This window comes from Hyphomicrobium sp. DY-1 (genome assembly GCF_047497105.1).
Lineage (GTDB): Bacteria > Pseudomonadota > Alphaproteobacteria > Rhizobiales > Hyphomicrobiaceae > Hyphomicrobium_B.
In genome coordinates, this window is record NZ_CP134870.1 from 2,569,182 (window position 1) to 2,584,945 (window position 15,764).

Consider the following 15,764-nt stretch of genomic DNA (forward strand, 5'->3'; position numbering starts at 1 on the left):
CTGGCGCGGCGCGGCGCCGCGGTGGATCGAGGTTCCGGCAACAGCAGACCAAAATACGGCCCAAAAAACGTCAAACGCCTGGAAATGAGCCAAATTTCAAGTTCAGAGTATTGTGCTCACGTGCCATACAGGTGGGCGGCAAGGGCGTAGCTTCGATCACGTCTGCCGGTGTGCATTGCGTGTCGAGCACGACTGCAAGAGACGCTCATGAACAACGGGCTATTATTCCTCGGCGGACTCCTCGTTGCTATTTTCGCAGCGTTGTTCGCCGTGCCGAATTTCATCGACTGGAACAGCTATCGCGGTGTTTTCGAGGAAGAAGCCTCGAAGGTGCTGAGCCGTGACGTGCGCGTCGGTGGCAACGTCAACTTAAAGATCCTGCCGGTTCCCTACGTCCGATTCGAGAAAGTCCGTATCGCGAGCGTTTCTGGGCAGACCGGACAGCCGTTCATTCGCGCCGACAGCTTCACGATGTGGCTTTCGGTGGCGGCGATGCTTCGCGGCGTACTAGAAGCCAGCCAGATCGAACTCGAAAAGCCCGTTCTCAGCTTGTCCGTCGACGACAAGGGCGTCGGTAACTGGTCGAAGATCGAATTGCGGGCAGGCGATTTGCCGTTCGTTCCGCGCGACGTCGCGCTGCGGTCGGTGCAGATCACGGACGGCGCAGTGTCGATCTACAACGCTGCGTCAGAGCAGATCGCTGCCGTTGACGGTATCGACGGGGTGTTTTCGGCAGATGGGATCAGAGGGCCGTTCCGGTTCAACGGTTCGGCGTCATGGGCCGGAACCGAGCATGACGTCAAATTTGCAACGGACGTTCCGGCAAGTGACGGCGCGTTCGCACTCAAGCTTTCGGCGCGTACGGACCATTCGCCAAACGTTCTGACGCTCGATGGGCGGGTCTATAACGCCAGTGAAAAGACAACGTTCAAGGGGCGATGGACCGGGAAAGTCCAAGTGCCGGGAAGCCCAACGGTCGAACCGAACGGAAAAGCGCCGCCGCCGCTTATCGATCTTCGCTCCGATGTGACGGCGGATGCACTGGCGGCCAAGCTCGAAAACCTGACGTTGACGCTCAATAACGCTGCCGAACCACAGACCATTACGGGGGCGGCCGTTGCAAGCTGGTCGCCGTCGCCGCGGCTTGATGTGACGCTCAATTCGAAATGGCTCGACATCGACTGGCTGGCGGGCGCAGGCAAGGGCGGCGCCGGGTTTTCGAAGCTGAGGCAACTCGCGCTTGGGCTGATGCAGTCGGTCGCGGGAGATAGCCAGGCATCGGCGAAGATCAATCTCGAACAGGTCAAGATCGGCGGCGAGAATGCCGGCGGCCTTTCAATCGATGCCGAACGGCAGGGAAGCGTCACGCATCTCAAGACCTTCAAGGTGAGCCTGCCGGGCGGAACGCGTCTCGATCTCGCGGGCGATTTGAGGAGCAAGGACGGCAAACTGAGCTTCCTAGGCCGAGGGTTCATCGGCGGGGCTAGCTTCGGGCGTTTCAAGGCGTGGGCGGATAAGTCCGGCATTCCGATCGACGTTAACGCCGATGGCGCATACTCGGCGGCCGGTAAGCTCGAAATTGACGATAAGAGATTTTTCCTGACAGACGCGTCGGGAGACATTTCAGGTAAGCCGCTCGCGGGCGAACTCAAGGTGACGCACGGAGATCGAGAGCGCACGGAGCTGACGCTTCAGGCCGCCGATCTGGATACGCAGGTGGTCTTTCCGAAGATCTCCCAAGCGCTGCGTTCCGAGTTTCGCAAATCGCTTGGATTGGCGTCTCGAAAGGATGATCGCAAAGCGGACGAAGACCTGCCGAGCGATGTTCGTCTGCGCGTAATCGCGGGGCGGCTGACGGATGGCCAAGATAGCTACCGGGATGTCGACGTGTCGTTCGCGATCCAGGGACGGAAGGTCAGTCTGCCGGTCGCGAAACTGACGACAGACAGCGGCCTCGAAATCGGGCTTGAGGGTGGGATCGAAACGCAGGACAGCGGTCCGGTAGGGACCTTGGCTTATGATCTTGTCGGGCCTTCCGCAGATGCGATGCGGGATCTCATTCGCAAGGCCGGTCTGCTCGATGTGGTCGGAGAGGATCGCTTCGGCGGATTGAAAGACGGCAAGATCGCGGGCCTCGTTCGTCTGGGTCTTCGAGGGCCGAAGACCGCCGACTTGACGTTCGATGGCCTGCTCGACGGTTCGAAGTTTGACGGTAGGGCCGAGTTCGACGGTGGCATTGCGAATTGGCGCACCCAGCCGAGCCGGCTGCAGGCGACGCTCGATGCGCCGACGCTGTCCGGGCTTCTTGCGACTCTCGGGCGAGACAGTAGTGGTATCGCAGCCGAATCGCAGAAGCCGGCGTTGGCGTCGCTGCTGACCAGTGGCACGCTGGGCTCCGGTGCCGTGTCGCAAATCGAGATTTCGTCGCAAGATTTCGATATGCGGTTCCGCGGGCGCGCCCAATGGCCGGACACATCGGACCTTGCCTTGAACGGGCTGCTCAACGTCAAAGCCGCACAAAGCGCGCAAGCTTTCGCCGTTGCCGGACTATCGTTGCCCGGCGGTCTGACGGCTGTTCCGTTGCAGGGTACGTTGGATCTCCATCGCGACAAGGGCGCATGGATCGTCACGGCGCAGAACGTCTCGCTGGGAGATTCCTTGCTGTCGGGGCGGGTGACGGCTGCGACTGCGAGCGGAGCGACGAAGATCGACGGCAATATATTCGCCAATCGCGTTATGGTTCCGGGCCTGTTGTCGGCCGTGACGGATGCGCCCTCGACTGTTCCCGTCTCAGCAGCGCCAAGTGCTCCTAATCCGAACGCCGTCAATGGCGCCGCTGTAGCGCAAGTCTGGCCGGAAGGGCTTTTTGATTTTGCAGCGCTCGGCAACACAATGGTAGCACTGAAGGTTGGTTTCAAATCGCTGGGGTTGAGCGAGGGATTGGCGACGGGCGACGGCACGATGATGGTTGCGCTCGCGCCCGGAAAGCTGTCGATCACCGATATTAAAGCGGCGGCGGCCGGTGGCCAGTTCGCCGGATATGCCAGCCTGGAGAAGGTTTCGAACGGCGTCGCATTCGCATCGGAGTTGAAGCTTGATGATGTGAAGCTGGCGACGCTCAATTCGGGTGGCAAAGGCTCGGGCGCCTTCGAGCTGCATACAGAAGCGCGGGCGCAAAGCCCGGCAGGGCTGATCGCCGTGATGACGGGATCGGGTACAGCAACCCTATCCGGAGCCGGATTGACGGGGCCGTCGCCGACCGCCGTTACGAACGTCGTCGACGATGTGATCTCGGGCACCGTTCAGAATGACCCGTCATCTATTGCGAACGCTCTGGTCAGCGAGGTTGGATCGTCAGAGTTGGCGCTTGGAGACCGCAAGTTGGCGATTTCCATTTCCGACGGGACGCTGAAGCTCAGCAATATCGATCTGCGCAGCGTGGTCGGCACGGCTGAGGGAGCCGTCTCGGCCGATCTTGCGACCCTTGGCATGAGCGCGTCGTTCCAACTGACATCGGTGGTTCCGCCGGCGCTTGCACCCGCAGCGCAGACGTCAAAACGGAAGGCCGCGGCCACGGCGAAATCTGAACTGCCGGCTGCAATCGTGCTCTACAGCGGGCAACTCGGCCGGCTTGCCTCCCTGTCGGTGAGCGCCGATGTCGGCGATCTGCAGCGTGAACTCACGGTGCGCCAGATGGAGCGCAACGTGGAGCAGCTCGAGCAGGCGCGGCGGGCGGACGAAGAACGCGCGCGGCTGCAGAAGGAAATGGACGTTAACCGGAAAGAAGCAGCGGATCGCGCTGCGGCTCAGCAAAGGATCCAGCAGCAATTGCCGCCGGTCATTCCGGAGTCGGCGGGGACTGCGGCGCCGTCTCAGGGCAGCAGTGAGAACGATCCGGATGATTTCTTCGGATCGGCGCCGCCTCCCGCCAGGGCAGGGCAACAGCCGTACAACCGATCCACATTGGAGCCGCAGCCGCAGAATTTGAACGGTCAGGCCCGCAACGCGGCGAGTGGCGGACAAACTGGCACCGGACAACCGGCTGCGATTGATCCGGCGACCGGACTGCCCGTTCCGAAACCGGTTCCCGCCGTGAAGCCGACGGTCACACGGACGACGTTGCCACCAAAACCCGTCAAGCGGCGCACGTCGGCCGACGAAATGATGAAGTCGTTCGGCGGTTATCCCTGAGAACTGGACCGGGCCGCCAGCCGACCGAAAGCTCGCGCTGCCAGCGCGCCGCTTGATCTCAGTTGTCGTCCATCTTGAGGGCGTTGATGAACGCCTCTTGCGGGATTTCGACCTTGCCGAATTCGCGCATCTTCTTCTTGCCGGCCTTCTGCTTGTCGAGCAGCTTGCGCTTACGCGTGATGTCGCCGCCGTAGCACTTTGACAGAACGTCTTTCCGGAGTGCTTTGATCGTTTCGCGGGCGATGACCTTGGCGCCGATGGCGGCCTGGATCGGAATCTGGAAGAGGTGCGCCGGGATCAGTTCTTTCAGCTTTTCGCACATCGAGCGGCCACGGCTTTCAGCGCGTGAGCGATGGACGACGATCGACAGCGCATCGACTGGCTCGCTGTTGACGAGGATCGACAGCTTGACGAGGTCGCCTTCTTCATAGTCCTTGATGTGATAGTCGAATGAGGCATAGCCACGCGAGACGCTCTTCAGGCGATCGTAGAAGTCGAAGACGACTTCGTTCAGCGGCAGCTCGTAGACGACCATAGCGCGGGAACCGGCGTAAGTGAGCTGCTTCTGGCGGCCGCGGCGATCCTGACAGAGCTTCAACACCGCGCCGAGATACTCATCCGGCACCAAAATCGTGGCTTCGATCCACGGTTCTTCGATGTGATCAATCTTGACGACATCCGGCATGTCGGCCGGATTGTGCATCTCGATCATCGTGCCGTCGTTCATGTGCAAGTGATAGATGACGCTCGGGGCCGTCGTGATCAGATCGAGATTGAACTCGCGCTCGAGACGCTCGGTGATGATCTCAAGATGGAGAAGACCGAGGAAGCCGCAGCGGAAGCCGAACCCGAGGGCGGCGGAGCTTTCCGTTTCGAATGAGAAGCTCGCGTCGTTGAGGCGCAGCTTCGCCATCGCATCGCGCAGGTCTTCGAAGTCAGCGGCATCAACCGGAAAGAGCCCGCAGAATACGACGGGTTGCGCCGGTTTGAAGCCCGGAAGTGCTTCCGGCGCCGGGTTCTTTTCATCTACGATCGTATCGCCGACGCGGGTGTCGGCGACCTCTTTGATCGCGGCCGTGAAAAAACCGATCTCGCCGGGGCCGAGCTGATCCAACATCTGCTGCTTGGGACGGAAGATGCCGACCCGCTCAAGCTGATAGGTGGCACCGGTCGAAAGCAGTTTGACGCGCTGGCCCTTTTTTAGGGTGCCATCAATGATGCGGGCGAGCACGACGACGCCAAGGTAGGCGTCGTACCAGCTGTCGACGAGCATGGCCTTCAGCGGCTTCTTAGCGTCGCCTTCCGGAGCAGGCAGGCGCTCGACGATGGCTTCGAGAACAGCTTCGACGTTGAGGCCCGTCTTGGCCGAGACGCCGATCGCGTCGGAGGCGTCGATGCCGATGACGTCTTCGATCTGCTTTTTGACGCGGTCCTCATCGGCCGCAGGCAGATCAATCTTGTTCAGTACGGGGAGGATTTCGAGGTTGTTGTCGAGCGCTTGGTAGACGTTGGCCAGCGTCTGGGCCTCGACGCCTTGGCTCGCGTCGACGACGAGGATCGCGCCTTCGCAGGCCGCCAGCGAGCGCGAGACTTCGTAGGCGAAGTCGACGTGACCGGGCGTATCCATCAGGTTGAGCTGGTAGATTTCGCCGTTTTTGGCCTTGTAGTCGAGACGGACGGTCTGCGCCTTGATGGTGATGCCACGCTCGCGCTCGATGTCCATTGAGTCGAGGATCTGCTCCTTCATCTCACGGTTCGAGACGTTGCCGCAGAGCTGAATCAGCCTGTCGGACAAGGTCGATTTGCCGTGGTCGATGTGGGCGATGATCGAAAAATTTCGAATGTGTGAAATGGCTGTCATGGGCCGGGCTCATAGCACCCGGAACTGGGCGGCAAAAGGGGCGTTAAGGCTTTAGGGCGACTTCGGAGCCGTTTTGATCGCCGCATGGCCTATAAGAGGTGTGGCAACCGGGGGTGGGGTGTGCGAAAATTGCTCACCGTCCCTCTGTGCCGATCATGAGCCCCTGGAGAAGCGATATGGCGAACTCACCCTTCGAAGCCAACCCGGCTTTCACGAAACTCGGCGAGGATACAAAGAAGGCGGTCATACAGGCTTTCGACGCCATGTCGAATTGGCGGGCCGAACTCGCCGAACTGGGTGAAAAGAACAGCAACGCTGTGTTCGACAAGATGGCCGAAGCGGCAAAGTCGCTCGGCTGGCCCACTGATTTCGTCGAGTTGAGCCGGAAACAGATGCTGAGCGCTTCCAAGCTGCAATTGCAGGCGGTCGATCAGGTCATGGATGTCTGGGAAAAGCAGGTCAAGGCGCTGGGAGCGCCGGGCCAGTTCCCCAACTTCTCGAATGTTTCAGGCTTCGGCGCCGGCATGCCGCAGTTCCCCGGCGCTGGGGCAAGCTTCCCTGGCATGCCCGATTTCGCGGCTGGCGCCACGAACCCCATCCAGTTTTGGATGCAGGCTGCCGAAATGTGGCAGAAGGGCTGGCAGCAGGCCATGTCGAGTTGGATGGAAGCGCAGCAGAACGCCGTCAAAGGCATGAATAAGCCGAATTCGCGCTAAGGCATTTATATCTACGAGCTTTTCTCTTCTTCGGCAGCGCCGGTCCGTTGGACCGGCGCTTTCGTTTGATCCGGCCCCGACTCCCTTGTGCCATCGTCGCCGCGACATGAGAGATCTTGTACGACCGGCGGGCAAGATGTTAAATTAGAATAATTCTAAATTTTATTTAGGCTGCCATGCGTCGTTTCACCGATCTCGATCAGCGCGAGATTCTTGCCCTCGCGATCTCCCTGGAAGAAGAGCACAGTCGGATCTACTCCGATTATGCTGCCGGTCTCAGCGCCGAGTATCCGGCCAGCGCAAAGATTTTCACGGAGCTTGGCGAAGAGGAAAACGCCCACCGGCGCAGCCTGATCGAAATTTTCAAGCGCAAGTTCGGCAATCACATTCCACTCATCCGCCGCCACGACGTTTCGGGCCTCGTGCGGCATGATCCGATCTGGATGGTGCGGCCACTCGGCATCGGGAAAGTTCGCCGGCAGGCACAGGAGATCGAGGAGGAAACGCGCGAATTCTATGCCTCGGCGTTGAAGCGGGCGACGGACGCCGACATCCGCAAGTTGCTCGGCGATCTCCTGGAGACGGAAAGCCAGCATATAAGCATCGCGCAGCATCTCGCCGATGTTGAGCTGACGAATGAGGCGCGTTTGAGCGAAGACGAGACCGCGCGACGGTCCTTCGTTCTCCAGTACGTGCAACCGGGATTGAACGGCCTGATTGACGGCTCCATCTCGACGCTGGCGCCAATCTTTGCGGCGGCATTTGCGACCCATAACACCTGGCAGACGTTTCTCGTCGGCATCGCGGCGTCGATCGGCGCCGGCATTTCGATGGCGTTTGCCGAAGCTTTGTCCGACGACGGCGAGATTTCGGGCCGCGGCAACCCTTGGCTCCGCGGTTCGGTAACGGGCGCGATGACGACGGTCGGCGGCCTCGGGCATACGATGCCCTATCTCATTTCCGATTTTCGGACAGCTACCACGATCGCAATCGGTGTGGTGTTCATTGAACTCTGGATTATTGCGGGAATCCGCTCGCGGTACATGGAAACGAAGTTCTGGCGAGCGGCGCTGGAGGTGGTTGTCGGCGGTCTGATCGTCTTTGCTGTTGGCATTCTGATCGGTAGTGCGTAGACGAATGCGCTAAAGGCCTCACTGAGGCCATAGTCTCTTGACGCTCTCCAGACTGTCGGCAATGTGCTGGCCCTACGTCAACGGCCGAAGGCATTCCTCTATGCGCGCAGGTTTTATCGTTTCAGCGATCGCCTCTTTCATGCTTGCGGGGCTTTCCGCCAGTGCCCATGCGGAGAACACGCCGCCGCCACCGGCAAACAAGCGCAATTGCCAGAACACCGTGCCGTTCAACCAGTGGCTCGCCGATTTCAAGCGTGACGCCATCGCTCAAGGCATTCGGCCGGAGACGATCGAAGAAACGATCGGGGGGCTGACGCCGGACCAGGGTACGATCGCTCGCGACCGGAAGCAGGGCTTCTTCTCGCAGACGTTCATCGACTTCTATTTCAAGCTTGCGACCAAGAACCGCGAGCAGACGGGTAAAACGTATCTCAAGCGCTACAAGGCGATCTTTGATCGCGCGGAGCAGCAGTACGGCGTTCCGGGTCCGGTCATCACGGGCTTTTGGGCTCTCGAAAGCGACTTCGGCGGCGGCATGGGCAAGCTGTCCATTCTGCGTTCGCTGATGACGCTCGCCTGGGATTGCCGCCGCGGCGATTTCTTTCGGGGCGAGTTGATTGCCGCGATGAAAATTGTTGAGCGCGGCGACCTCACTCCGGATCAGATGATCGGATCGTGGGCAGGTGAGCTTGGTCAGACGCAATTTCTGCCGCAGCACTATCTGAACTACGGCGTCGATTTCGATGGCGATGGCCGCGTCGATCTCATTCGCGACAACGCCGACGTAATCGGCTCGACCGCAAACTTCCTCAAGTCGATGGGATGGAAGCGTGGTGAGCCGTGGCTGGAACAGGTTCGCGTCACCAAGGATCTGCCTTGGGACAAAGCGGATCTGGCGATCAAGCTGCCGCGCTCGCAATGGGTGGCATGGGGCGTCGAGGGCGTCGGCAAGCCGCTGCCCGCCGACAATCTCCCGGCGTCGCTCGTCTTGCCGATGGGACGGCACGGACCCGCGTTCCTGGCGTACCCGAATTTCGACGTTTACACGCAGTGGAACCAGTCGCTGACGTATGCCCTGACGGCGGCGCATCTTGCCGCTCGCATGGCTGGTGCTCCGAACCTGACGCGGGCCGACGGCAACGTCGCGTCGCTCAGCTACGAGCAGATCAAAGAGGTTCAGAGCCTGTTGAAGCGCCGTGGCCTGGACGTCGGCGAGGTTGACGGCAAGCTCGGCGCCAACACGCGCGCAGCCGTGAAAACGATGCAGATGAAGTTCGGGCTGCCGGCGGACAGCTATCCGACGGCGGACCTGCTGACGGCGCTGAGAGAGCGGAGTTAAGGCTTTATGATGGCGCGTGCGACTCCGTTTGGCGGAGGTGGCCGCACGCGCGGATTCCAAGCTGACAACCGTGGATTATGCCGGTAGCGCCGCCGACCGCCTCGCGAAACGCGTGTCGGCGGCGCCAACAATCAGTGCAGCTTGACCTGCGGTTCCGTGCGACGCGTCAGGAGTCGTGACAGGGTGTCGAGGAAGACCTTCACGTATCCGTGCAAGGCGATCTCGTGCATTTTGTATAGCGACCGGTACATGATCTTCGCGAACCAGCCTTCGATGCGCAGCGACTTGCCGTCGATGAAGCCCATCAGGTTGCCGACGGTCGAATACTTGCCGAGCGACACAAGCGAACCGAAATCGCGATACTTGAAGGGTGCGAGCTTCGTCTCACCTTTCATGCGGCGCTGAATCTGCGTGACGAGGTGGCTCGATTCCTGGTGTGCCGCCTGAGCGCGCGGCGGAATAGGCGCCGTCTCGCCTTCGGGCACCAGATAGGCTGCGTCGCCGATGACGAAAATGTTGTCGTCAACGGTCGTCTGCAACGTCGGCTTCACGACGAGCGTGTTCATGCGGCTGACTTCGAGGCCGTCGAGGTTCGATAGAACTTCGGGGCCTTTGACGCCCGCGGCCCAAACTACCAGCTCGGATGGGATGAAATCGCCATTCGCCAGCGTCACGCCTTCCTTGCTGACGTTCGTCACGGCGCTGCCGGTGCGAACTTCGACGCCGATGCTGTGCAAGATGTTCGTTGTCGCTTTGGAGAGACGCTCAGGCAGCGCGGGCAGAATGCGTGGCGCGGCTTCGATCAACGTGATCTTGAAGTCTTTCTCGGGATCGATTTTGTCGAGACCGAATTCCACGAGGCCGCGCGCGGCGTGATGCAACTCCGCCGACAGTTCCGTGCCGGTCGCGCCTGCGCCGATGATGGCAACGTGCAATTGGCCGTCTCTGATGGGGCCAGGCTGCGCATAGGCGCGCACGCACGCATTCAGGATGCGGCGGTTGAAACGCTCGGCCTGCTCAGGCGTGTCGAGCATGATCGCATTTTCTTTGACGCCCGGCGTACGGAAGTCGTTCGAGATGCTGCCCACAGCGATCACTAGAGTGTCGTAGGGGAACCAGCGATCCGGCGTGATCTCGCGACCATCCTCGTCGTACGTCGCGCCTAGGTGCACGCGCTTGCCCGCGCGGTCGAGACCGATCATCTCGCCGTAGCGGTAACGAAAACCGTGCCAGTGACCTTGCGCTTGATAAGGCAACTCATGGCGGCCTGTGTCCATGCTGCCGGCCGCGATTTCGTGGAGAAGCGGCTTCCAGATGTGGGTGCGAGCACGGTCGACCAGGGTGACTTCCGCTTTACCGGATTTTCCGAGCTTGTTTCCAAGCTGCGTTGCGAGTTCAAGACCGCCGGCGCCGCCTCCAACGATGACGATGCGGTAGGGGTGTTTTTCGTCGGTCACGCTTTCGGCTTGAGCGGTGGTCGCGGGGGGGAGCGAATTCATCTTGGCCTCATGCGCATGTCATGACGGCGGCTTTAGGAGCGTAAGTCTCCGCCAGTCGCCTTTTTAACATCGGTAACTATTTTTTTCGTGATCGTTTCAATAGCCTGATCCGTGAGGGTTTCCGTCGCAGGTTGGATCGTTACCTCTATCGCAACCGACTTCTTGCCCTCGGCAGCGAGACTGCCGCCTTCGAATACGTCGAACACATTCACCGCCCTGATCAAGGCTTTATCGGAATTCGCGGCCGCCTTTATGACGTCGCCTGCCGGTACATCCTTGGGCACGATGAAGGCGAGGTCACGCGTGACCGGCAAGAGGTCGGAAGTCGTAAGCGGCGGTTTGGCGCGCGACTTCTTCTTCTCGGGCGGCAGAGCGTCGAGAAAGATCTCGAATGCAGAGACCGGCGCTTCGACATCGAGGGCTTTCAGCGTCGCCGGGTGGACCTCGCCGAAATATGCCAGAACGGTTTTGGGACCGAGCTTGAGTGCGCCGGAACGGCCGGGGTGATACCAGTGCGGTGCATCACGAGTTATTTGGGCCTTGGTCGGGTCGACTCCAAGTGCTGCAAGTGCGGCGAAGACGTCGGCTTTGACGTCGAATACGCCGACGGGTGCGGCGTTGCCGTCCCAGTTGCGTCCTGAGCCGGAGAGATGCGCCGTTCCGGCGCGGACGCCAGCGGCACTCAGGTATTGGTCTTCGGGCTTCTCACCGCGATAGGCCTGACCGAGCTCGAACAACGCAACATCCGCGACGCCACGATTGCGATTGCGCGTGACGGACGCGAGAAGCCCCGGCAAAAGCCCTGGACGCATCGAGGACATTTCAACGGAAATCGGATTGGCGAGGTCGAGTTCGGCAGCGCCGCCGCCGAAATGCGTAGCTTCGCCCTTCGGAATGAAGCTCCAAGTCACGGCTTCGACGAAGCCGCGGGCCGCAAGAAGACGGCGGGCGCGGCGGGCGCGCTTTTGCTTATCCGTCAGAACGGCGCGGGCGATGCCGTCCGCGCGCGGAAGCGGCGTTGCCGGGATGCGGTCGAGCCCGGCGATGCGCACGACTTCTTCGACGAGGTCAGCGGGGCCGTGGACGTCCGGCCGCCACGTCGGAACGGTCACCTTCGCTGCGTTAGGCTTGCCGGTGATGGTGAAGCCGAGTGCTTTCAGGATTTTCGTAATTTCGGCTTCGGAAAGCGTCACGCCGGACAGTTTCTCGACGCTTGCGTAGTCGAACGCAATGACCCGCTCCTCGATGGGTTCCTTGCCGGCTACTTTCGCTTTCGAGGCTTCGCCGCCGCAGAACTTCAGGATCATGTCGGTCGCGAGATCGAGACCGGGGCGTTCTGATGCCGGATCGACGCCGCGCTCGAAGCGATAGCGTGCGTCTGTCACCAGTCCGGTCTTGCGGCCGGTGGCGGCGGTGCGCAGGGGATCGAAGTACGCGCTTTCGATCAGGACGGCTTTGGTCTCCGGCGTACAGCCGGTGCTTTCGCCGCCCATCACGCCACCGAGGCCCAGCGGTCCGGTGTCGTCGGCGATGACGCACATCGTGTCATCGACCGTGTATTCCTTTCCGTCGAGCGCGAGGAACTTTTCGCCGTTCTTGCCGAGACGAGCGTGCAGCGCGCCCTTGATCTTGTGCGCGTCGTAGACGTGCAGCGGGCGGCCGCGATCGAGTGAGATGTAATTCGTAACGTCGACGAGAGCGTTGATGGGGCGCAGGCCTGCGGCCTTCAACCGGTTCTGCATCCAGTCGGGAGATGCGTCGTTCGTGACATTGCGGATCGTTCGCGCGGCAAACACCGGGCAGGCGTTCGCCGTCTCGGGTGTGAACTCGAGCTTGATCGGGATTTTGCAGTCGAAAGCTTCGTTAAGCGGCGCAAGTTTCGGCTCGGGCTTCAGCGTGCCCATGCCGGCCGCAGCGAGATCGCGGGCGATGCCGCGCACACCGGTGCAATCGGGGCGGTTCGGCGTCAGCTTCACTTCGATGATCGGATCGTTGAGACCGGCGACGTCGATATAGGCTTGGCCGACCTTATCTGCCCACTCGGCGGGGAGATCGAGAATGCCGTCGCTTTCTTCGGACAACTCAAGCTCGGCGGCCGAGCACATCATGCCGTTCGAGACGACGCCGCGAACCGGCTTCTTTTCGAGCGTGATCTTTGAGCCGGGAATGTAAGTGCCGAGCGGTGCAAAGACCGCGACCATGCCCGCGCGCGCATTCGGGGCGCCGCAGACGACTTCCATCAGCGGCTGACCCTTGGCGATCTCGACTTGCACGATCTGCAGCTTGTCGGCGTTGGGATGTTTTTTGGCTTCGAGGATGCGCGCGACCTTGAAGGCTCCAAGCGTCTTGCCCGGATCTTCGACGCCTTCGACCTCGAGGCCGATGGCAGACAGTACAGTTGCCAGCTCATCGACGGACTTGTCCGTGTCGAGATGATCTTTGAGCCAGGAGAGCGTGAATTTCATACGTTCCTCAGAAGCCGTAAGTCTCTTTCAGAATTTTGTAGAGTTTGAAGGCGGCTTCTTTTCCCAGTTGAAGTGTCTGACTTTGCTTTCCGGGGATCTTACGTTCTTCGGATCCGTAGGTATCAATTTGGACGACCGGAAGAGCACCGTTGGGCGTGAATATTTTGACCTGTGCGACGACCTGGGTTGGCTGCAATTTTCCATCGCCGGATTTGCATTCAATTTCTTTGACCCACGCCATAGTGCGCCTCCGGTTTCAGGAAGACAGCCCGCCGCCGAGGGTCGGGACGTCGAGCATCGAGAAGCCGTAGTGGCTGAGCCACTTGAGATCGCCGGAGAAGAACGACCGCAAGTCCGGGATGCCGTACTTCAGCATCGTCAGCCGGTCGAGGCCGACGCCGAATGCGAAGCCCTGATACTTTTCCGGATCGAGACCGCAGTTGCGCAGCACGTTCGGATGAACCATGCCGCAACCGAGAATTTCCAGCCATTGGCCCGGCTTGCCGATGGCCTCTGCGCCGATGTCGACTTCCATCGACGGCTCCGTGAAGGGGAAGTGCGAGGCGCGGAAACGCATCTTTACTTCGTCGACCTCGAAGAAGGCTTTGCAGAATTCCTGCAGCACCCACTTCAGATGGCCCATGTGGGTCGTCTCGTCGATGACGAGGCCTTCGACTTGATGGAACATCGGCGTGTGGGTCTGGTCGCTGTCCATACGATAGACGCGGCCCGGCGCGATGATGCGGATCGGCGGCTTCTGCGAGACCATCGTGCGGATCTGCACCGGGCTCGTGTGCGTGCGCAGCAGCAGGCGCGAACCGTCTGCCTTCGGTGAGAAATAGAACGTGTCGTGATCCTGGCGCGCAGGGTGCTCGGCCGGGATGTTGAGCTTGTCGAAATTCATCTCGTCGGTTTCGACGTCCGGGCCTTCGGCGACCGAGAAGCCCATGTCGGCGAAGATTTCGACGACTTCATCGAGTACTTGCGAAACGGGATGGATGCGGCCGGAGGCAACGGGGCCGAGGCGGACCGGCAGTGTAACGTCGGCGCGTTCGGTCTTCAGGCGCTCGTCGAGGGCAGCGGTTTCGAGATCGGATTTGCGGGCATCGAGCGCCTCTGCAACTTTCGTCTTCAGGGCGTTGACCGTCTGACCGAAGCTTTTACGCTCGTCCGGAGGAAGCGATCCGAGCTTGCTCATCAGCTCGGAGACGCGGCCTTTCTTGCCGAGGCTCGAGACGCGGACGGCATCGAGCGTTGCGAGGTCGGCTGCGCCAGAGATTTCGACGAGAAGCTCGCTTTCGAGTTTCGTCAGATCCGTTTGTGTGTCGGTCATAGGCGGGACGTGCCCTCGCAGATTGTCATCCTCGGGCTCGTCCCGAGGATCCATGCGCAGGCCCCGCTGATGTCGCGGTAGAAAAAGGAGCACGCGGGCGCGCGTGGTGATTTGCAGCAGAATGGGCCCTCGGGACAAGCCCGAGGGCGACAATAATGGAGGTTCGGCGAACCGAAATTAGGCGGCCTTGGCGACGGGCGACGAGGCAGCAGCGGCCGCCTTGTCGACGAGTGCCTTGAAGCCCGCCGGATCGTTGATGGCGATGTCGGACAGAACCTTGCGGTCGACTTCGATGCCGAGGTTCGAAAGGCCATTGATAAAGCGGCCGTAGGTCAGGCCATGCTCGCGGACGGCAGCGTTGATGCGCTGGATCCAGAGGGCGCGGAAGTTGCGCTTGCGGCGCTTGCGGTCGCGATAGGCGTACTGCTGCGACTTCTCAACCGCCTGCTTGGCGACGCGGATGGTGTTCTTGCGACGGCCGTAAAAGCCCTTCGCGGCCTTGATGACTTTCTTGTGCTTGGCGTGGGCGGTAACGCCACGTTTGACGCGGGCCATGGGATAGCTCCTAGAACTTCAAGATTTATTGGGTGGGCTGAGATTCTCTACTCGACGCTTGCGACTCCGCTTCGCGGAGCCGGCTGCAAGCGCCGGAGAATTCAGCGGCTGTAGGGCATGTACTTCTTGACGATCTTGGCGTCAGAATCGTTCAGAACGCCCGTACCGCGCGCCTTCTGAATGAACTTCGCCGTGCGCTTGATCATGCCGTGACGCTTACCGGCCTGGGCCGCAACGACCTTGCCCGTGCCCGTCATCTTGAAGCGCTTTTTCGCGCCGCTCTTGGTCTTCAACTTAGGCATTTTGCTTATCCTAATTATCGGTGACGGTCCGCGCCGGACACTTGCGCTGACGCGCTTCGTATCCTGGCCCTCCGCGGGGCGCCGCTAGCGGCGGGGCGCGGTCGCGCCCACGGACCTTGCGGTCCGAAGTGCAGACAGATAGATGTCCGCACTCTCCTGCGAAGGGATGCTTTTTGCGGTTTCCGCTGGTTTTTCAAAAGCATAAGAACCGCCACGGCATGCCTCGCCGGGCGGCTCTGGAGGCGGTTTATAGGGAAGAGTTGGGAAAAGTGCAACTTTTTCGACGCGCGCCGGAAAAAAAGCATCCCGGCTGACGGTTTTCATAGCCCTATCGCGAAAATCCGTATGGATACCACCGAACCAAGTACAT

The 15,764-nt window shown here is 60.8% G+C and carries 11 protein-coding genes; 4 read left to right on the forward strand and 7 right to left on the reverse strand.

Annotation, left to right across the window (positions count from 1 at the left end; translation table 11 throughout):
• Positions 1-207 precede the first annotated feature (207 nt).
• Positions 208-4,191: an AsmA family protein gene (locus RLW41_RS12140; RefSeq protein ID WP_414461589.1), complete on the forward strand. Its 3,984-nt coding sequence runs from the start codon at positions 208-210 to the stop codon at positions 4,189-4,191.
• A gap of 58 nt (positions 4,192-4,249) precedes the next feature.
• Here the strand turns inward: RLW41_RS12140 and lepA are convergent, their stop codons facing one another.
• On the reverse strand, positions 4,250-6,052 hold the full coding sequence (gene lepA / locus RLW41_RS12145) for a translation elongation factor 4 (protein ID WP_013945998.1): 1,803 nt from the start codon (positions 6,050-6,052) through the stop codon (positions 4,250-4,252).
• 176 nt (positions 6,053-6,228) lie between these two features.
• Here lepA and RLW41_RS12150 point away from each other — a divergent pair, with 176 nt between their 5' ends.
• From RLW41_RS12150 to RLW41_RS12160, 3 genes are all read left to right on the forward strand, one after another.
• Positions 6,229-6,768 carry a hypothetical protein gene (locus RLW41_RS12150; protein WP_013945999.1) on the forward strand — a complete coding sequence of 180 codons (540 nt, stop codon included), beginning with the start codon at positions 6,229-6,231 and terminating at the stop codon, positions 6,766-6,768.
• Positions 6,769-6,944: 176 nt separating this feature from the next.
• A complete protein-coding gene (gene mbfA / locus RLW41_RS12155) occupies positions 6,945-7,901 on the forward strand; it encodes an iron exporter MbfA (protein WP_013946000.1) in 957 nt (318 codons plus the stop codon).
• A 100-nt stretch (positions 7,902-8,001) separates the two neighbouring features.
• Positions 8,002-9,240: a lytic murein transglycosylase gene (locus RLW41_RS12160; protein WP_409561976.1), complete on the forward strand. Its 1,239-nt coding sequence runs from the start codon at positions 8,002-8,004 to the stop codon at positions 9,238-9,240.
• Between the two features lie 131 nt (positions 9,241-9,371).
• On the opposite strand, the gene RLW41_RS12165 is transcribed toward RLW41_RS12160, so the two are convergent.
• From RLW41_RS12165 to rpmI, 6 genes are all read right to left on the reverse strand, one after another.
• Positions 9,372-10,739 (reverse strand): NAD(P)/FAD-dependent oxidoreductase, encoded by a 1,368-nt coding sequence (locus tag RLW41_RS12165; RefSeq protein ID WP_414461590.1) that lies wholly within the window; start codon positions 10,737-10,739, stop codon positions 9,372-9,374.
• 32 nt (positions 10,740-10,771) lie between these two features.
• Positions 10,772-13,204 carry a phenylalanine--tRNA ligase subunit beta gene (pheT, locus tag RLW41_RS12170; RefSeq protein ID WP_414461591.1) on the reverse strand — a complete coding sequence of 811 codons (2,433 nt, stop codon included), beginning with the start codon at positions 13,202-13,204 and terminating at the stop codon, positions 10,772-10,774.
• A 7-nt stretch (positions 13,205-13,211) separates the two neighbouring features.
• Positions 13,212-13,445 carry a hypothetical protein gene (locus RLW41_RS12175; RefSeq protein WP_414461592.1) on the reverse strand — a complete coding sequence of 78 codons (234 nt, stop codon included), beginning with the start codon at positions 13,443-13,445 and terminating at the stop codon, positions 13,212-13,214.
• A 15-nt stretch (positions 13,446-13,460) separates the two neighbouring features.
• Positions 13,461-14,537: a phenylalanine--tRNA ligase subunit alpha gene (pheS, locus tag RLW41_RS12180; RefSeq protein WP_414461593.1), complete on the reverse strand. Its 1,077-nt coding sequence runs from the start codon at positions 14,535-14,537 to the stop codon at positions 13,461-13,463.
• A gap of 177 nt (positions 14,538-14,714) precedes the next feature.
• Complete coding sequence (gene rplT / locus RLW41_RS12185) at positions 14,715-15,092, reverse strand: 50S ribosomal protein L20 (RefSeq protein ID WP_013946005.1); 378 nt, start codon at positions 15,090-15,092, stop codon at positions 14,715-14,717.
• 101 nt (positions 15,093-15,193) lie between these two features.
• Positions 15,194-15,394 carry a 50S ribosomal protein L35 gene (gene rpmI, locus RLW41_RS12190; RefSeq protein ID WP_013946006.1) on the reverse strand — a complete coding sequence of 67 codons (201 nt, stop codon included), beginning with the start codon at positions 15,392-15,394 and terminating at the stop codon, positions 15,194-15,196.
• Between the last annotated feature and the right edge of the window lie 370 nt (positions 15,395-15,764).

Excerpts from the sequence above, each read along its gene's own strand:
- RLW41_RS12175 (WP_414461592.1), bottom strand. The coding sequence starts at position 13,445 with ATGGCGTGGGTCAAAGAAATTGAATGCAAATCCGGCGATGGAAAATTG.
- RLW41_RS12160 (WP_409561976.1), top strand. The coding sequence starts at position 8,002 with ATGCGCGCAGGTTTTATCGTTTCAGCGATCGCCTCTTTCATGCTTGCG.
- pheS (WP_414461593.1), bottom strand. The coding sequence starts at position 14,537 with ATGACCGACACACAAACGGATCTGACGAAACTCGAAAGCGAGCTTCTC.
- RLW41_RS12165 (WP_414461590.1), bottom strand. The coding sequence starts at position 10,739 with ATGAATTCGCTCCCCCCCGCGACCACCGCTCAAGCCGAAAGCGTGACC.
- lepA (WP_013945998.1), bottom strand. The coding sequence starts at position 6,052 with ATGACAGCCATTTCACACATTCGAAATTTTTCGATCATCGCCCACATC.
- RLW41_RS12140 (WP_414461589.1), top strand. The coding sequence starts at position 208 with ATGAACAACGGGCTATTATTCCTCGGCGGACTCCTCGTTGCTATTTTC.
- rplT (WP_013946005.1), bottom strand. The coding sequence starts at position 15,092 with ATGGCCCGCGTCAAACGTGGCGTTACCGCCCACGCCAAGCACAAGAAA.
- RLW41_RS12150 (WP_013945999.1), top strand. The coding sequence starts at position 6,229 with ATGGCGAACTCACCCTTCGAAGCCAACCCGGCTTTCACGAAACTCGGC.
- mbfA (WP_013946000.1), top strand. The coding sequence starts at position 6,945 with ATGCGTCGTTTCACCGATCTCGATCAGCGCGAGATTCTTGCCCTCGCG.
- rpmI (WP_013946006.1), bottom strand. The coding sequence starts at position 15,394 with ATGCCTAAGTTGAAGACCAAGAGCGGCGCGAAAAAGCGCTTCAAGATG.
- pheT (WP_414461591.1), bottom strand. The coding sequence starts at position 13,204 with ATGAAATTCACGCTCTCCTGGCTCAAAGATCATCTCGACACGGACAAG.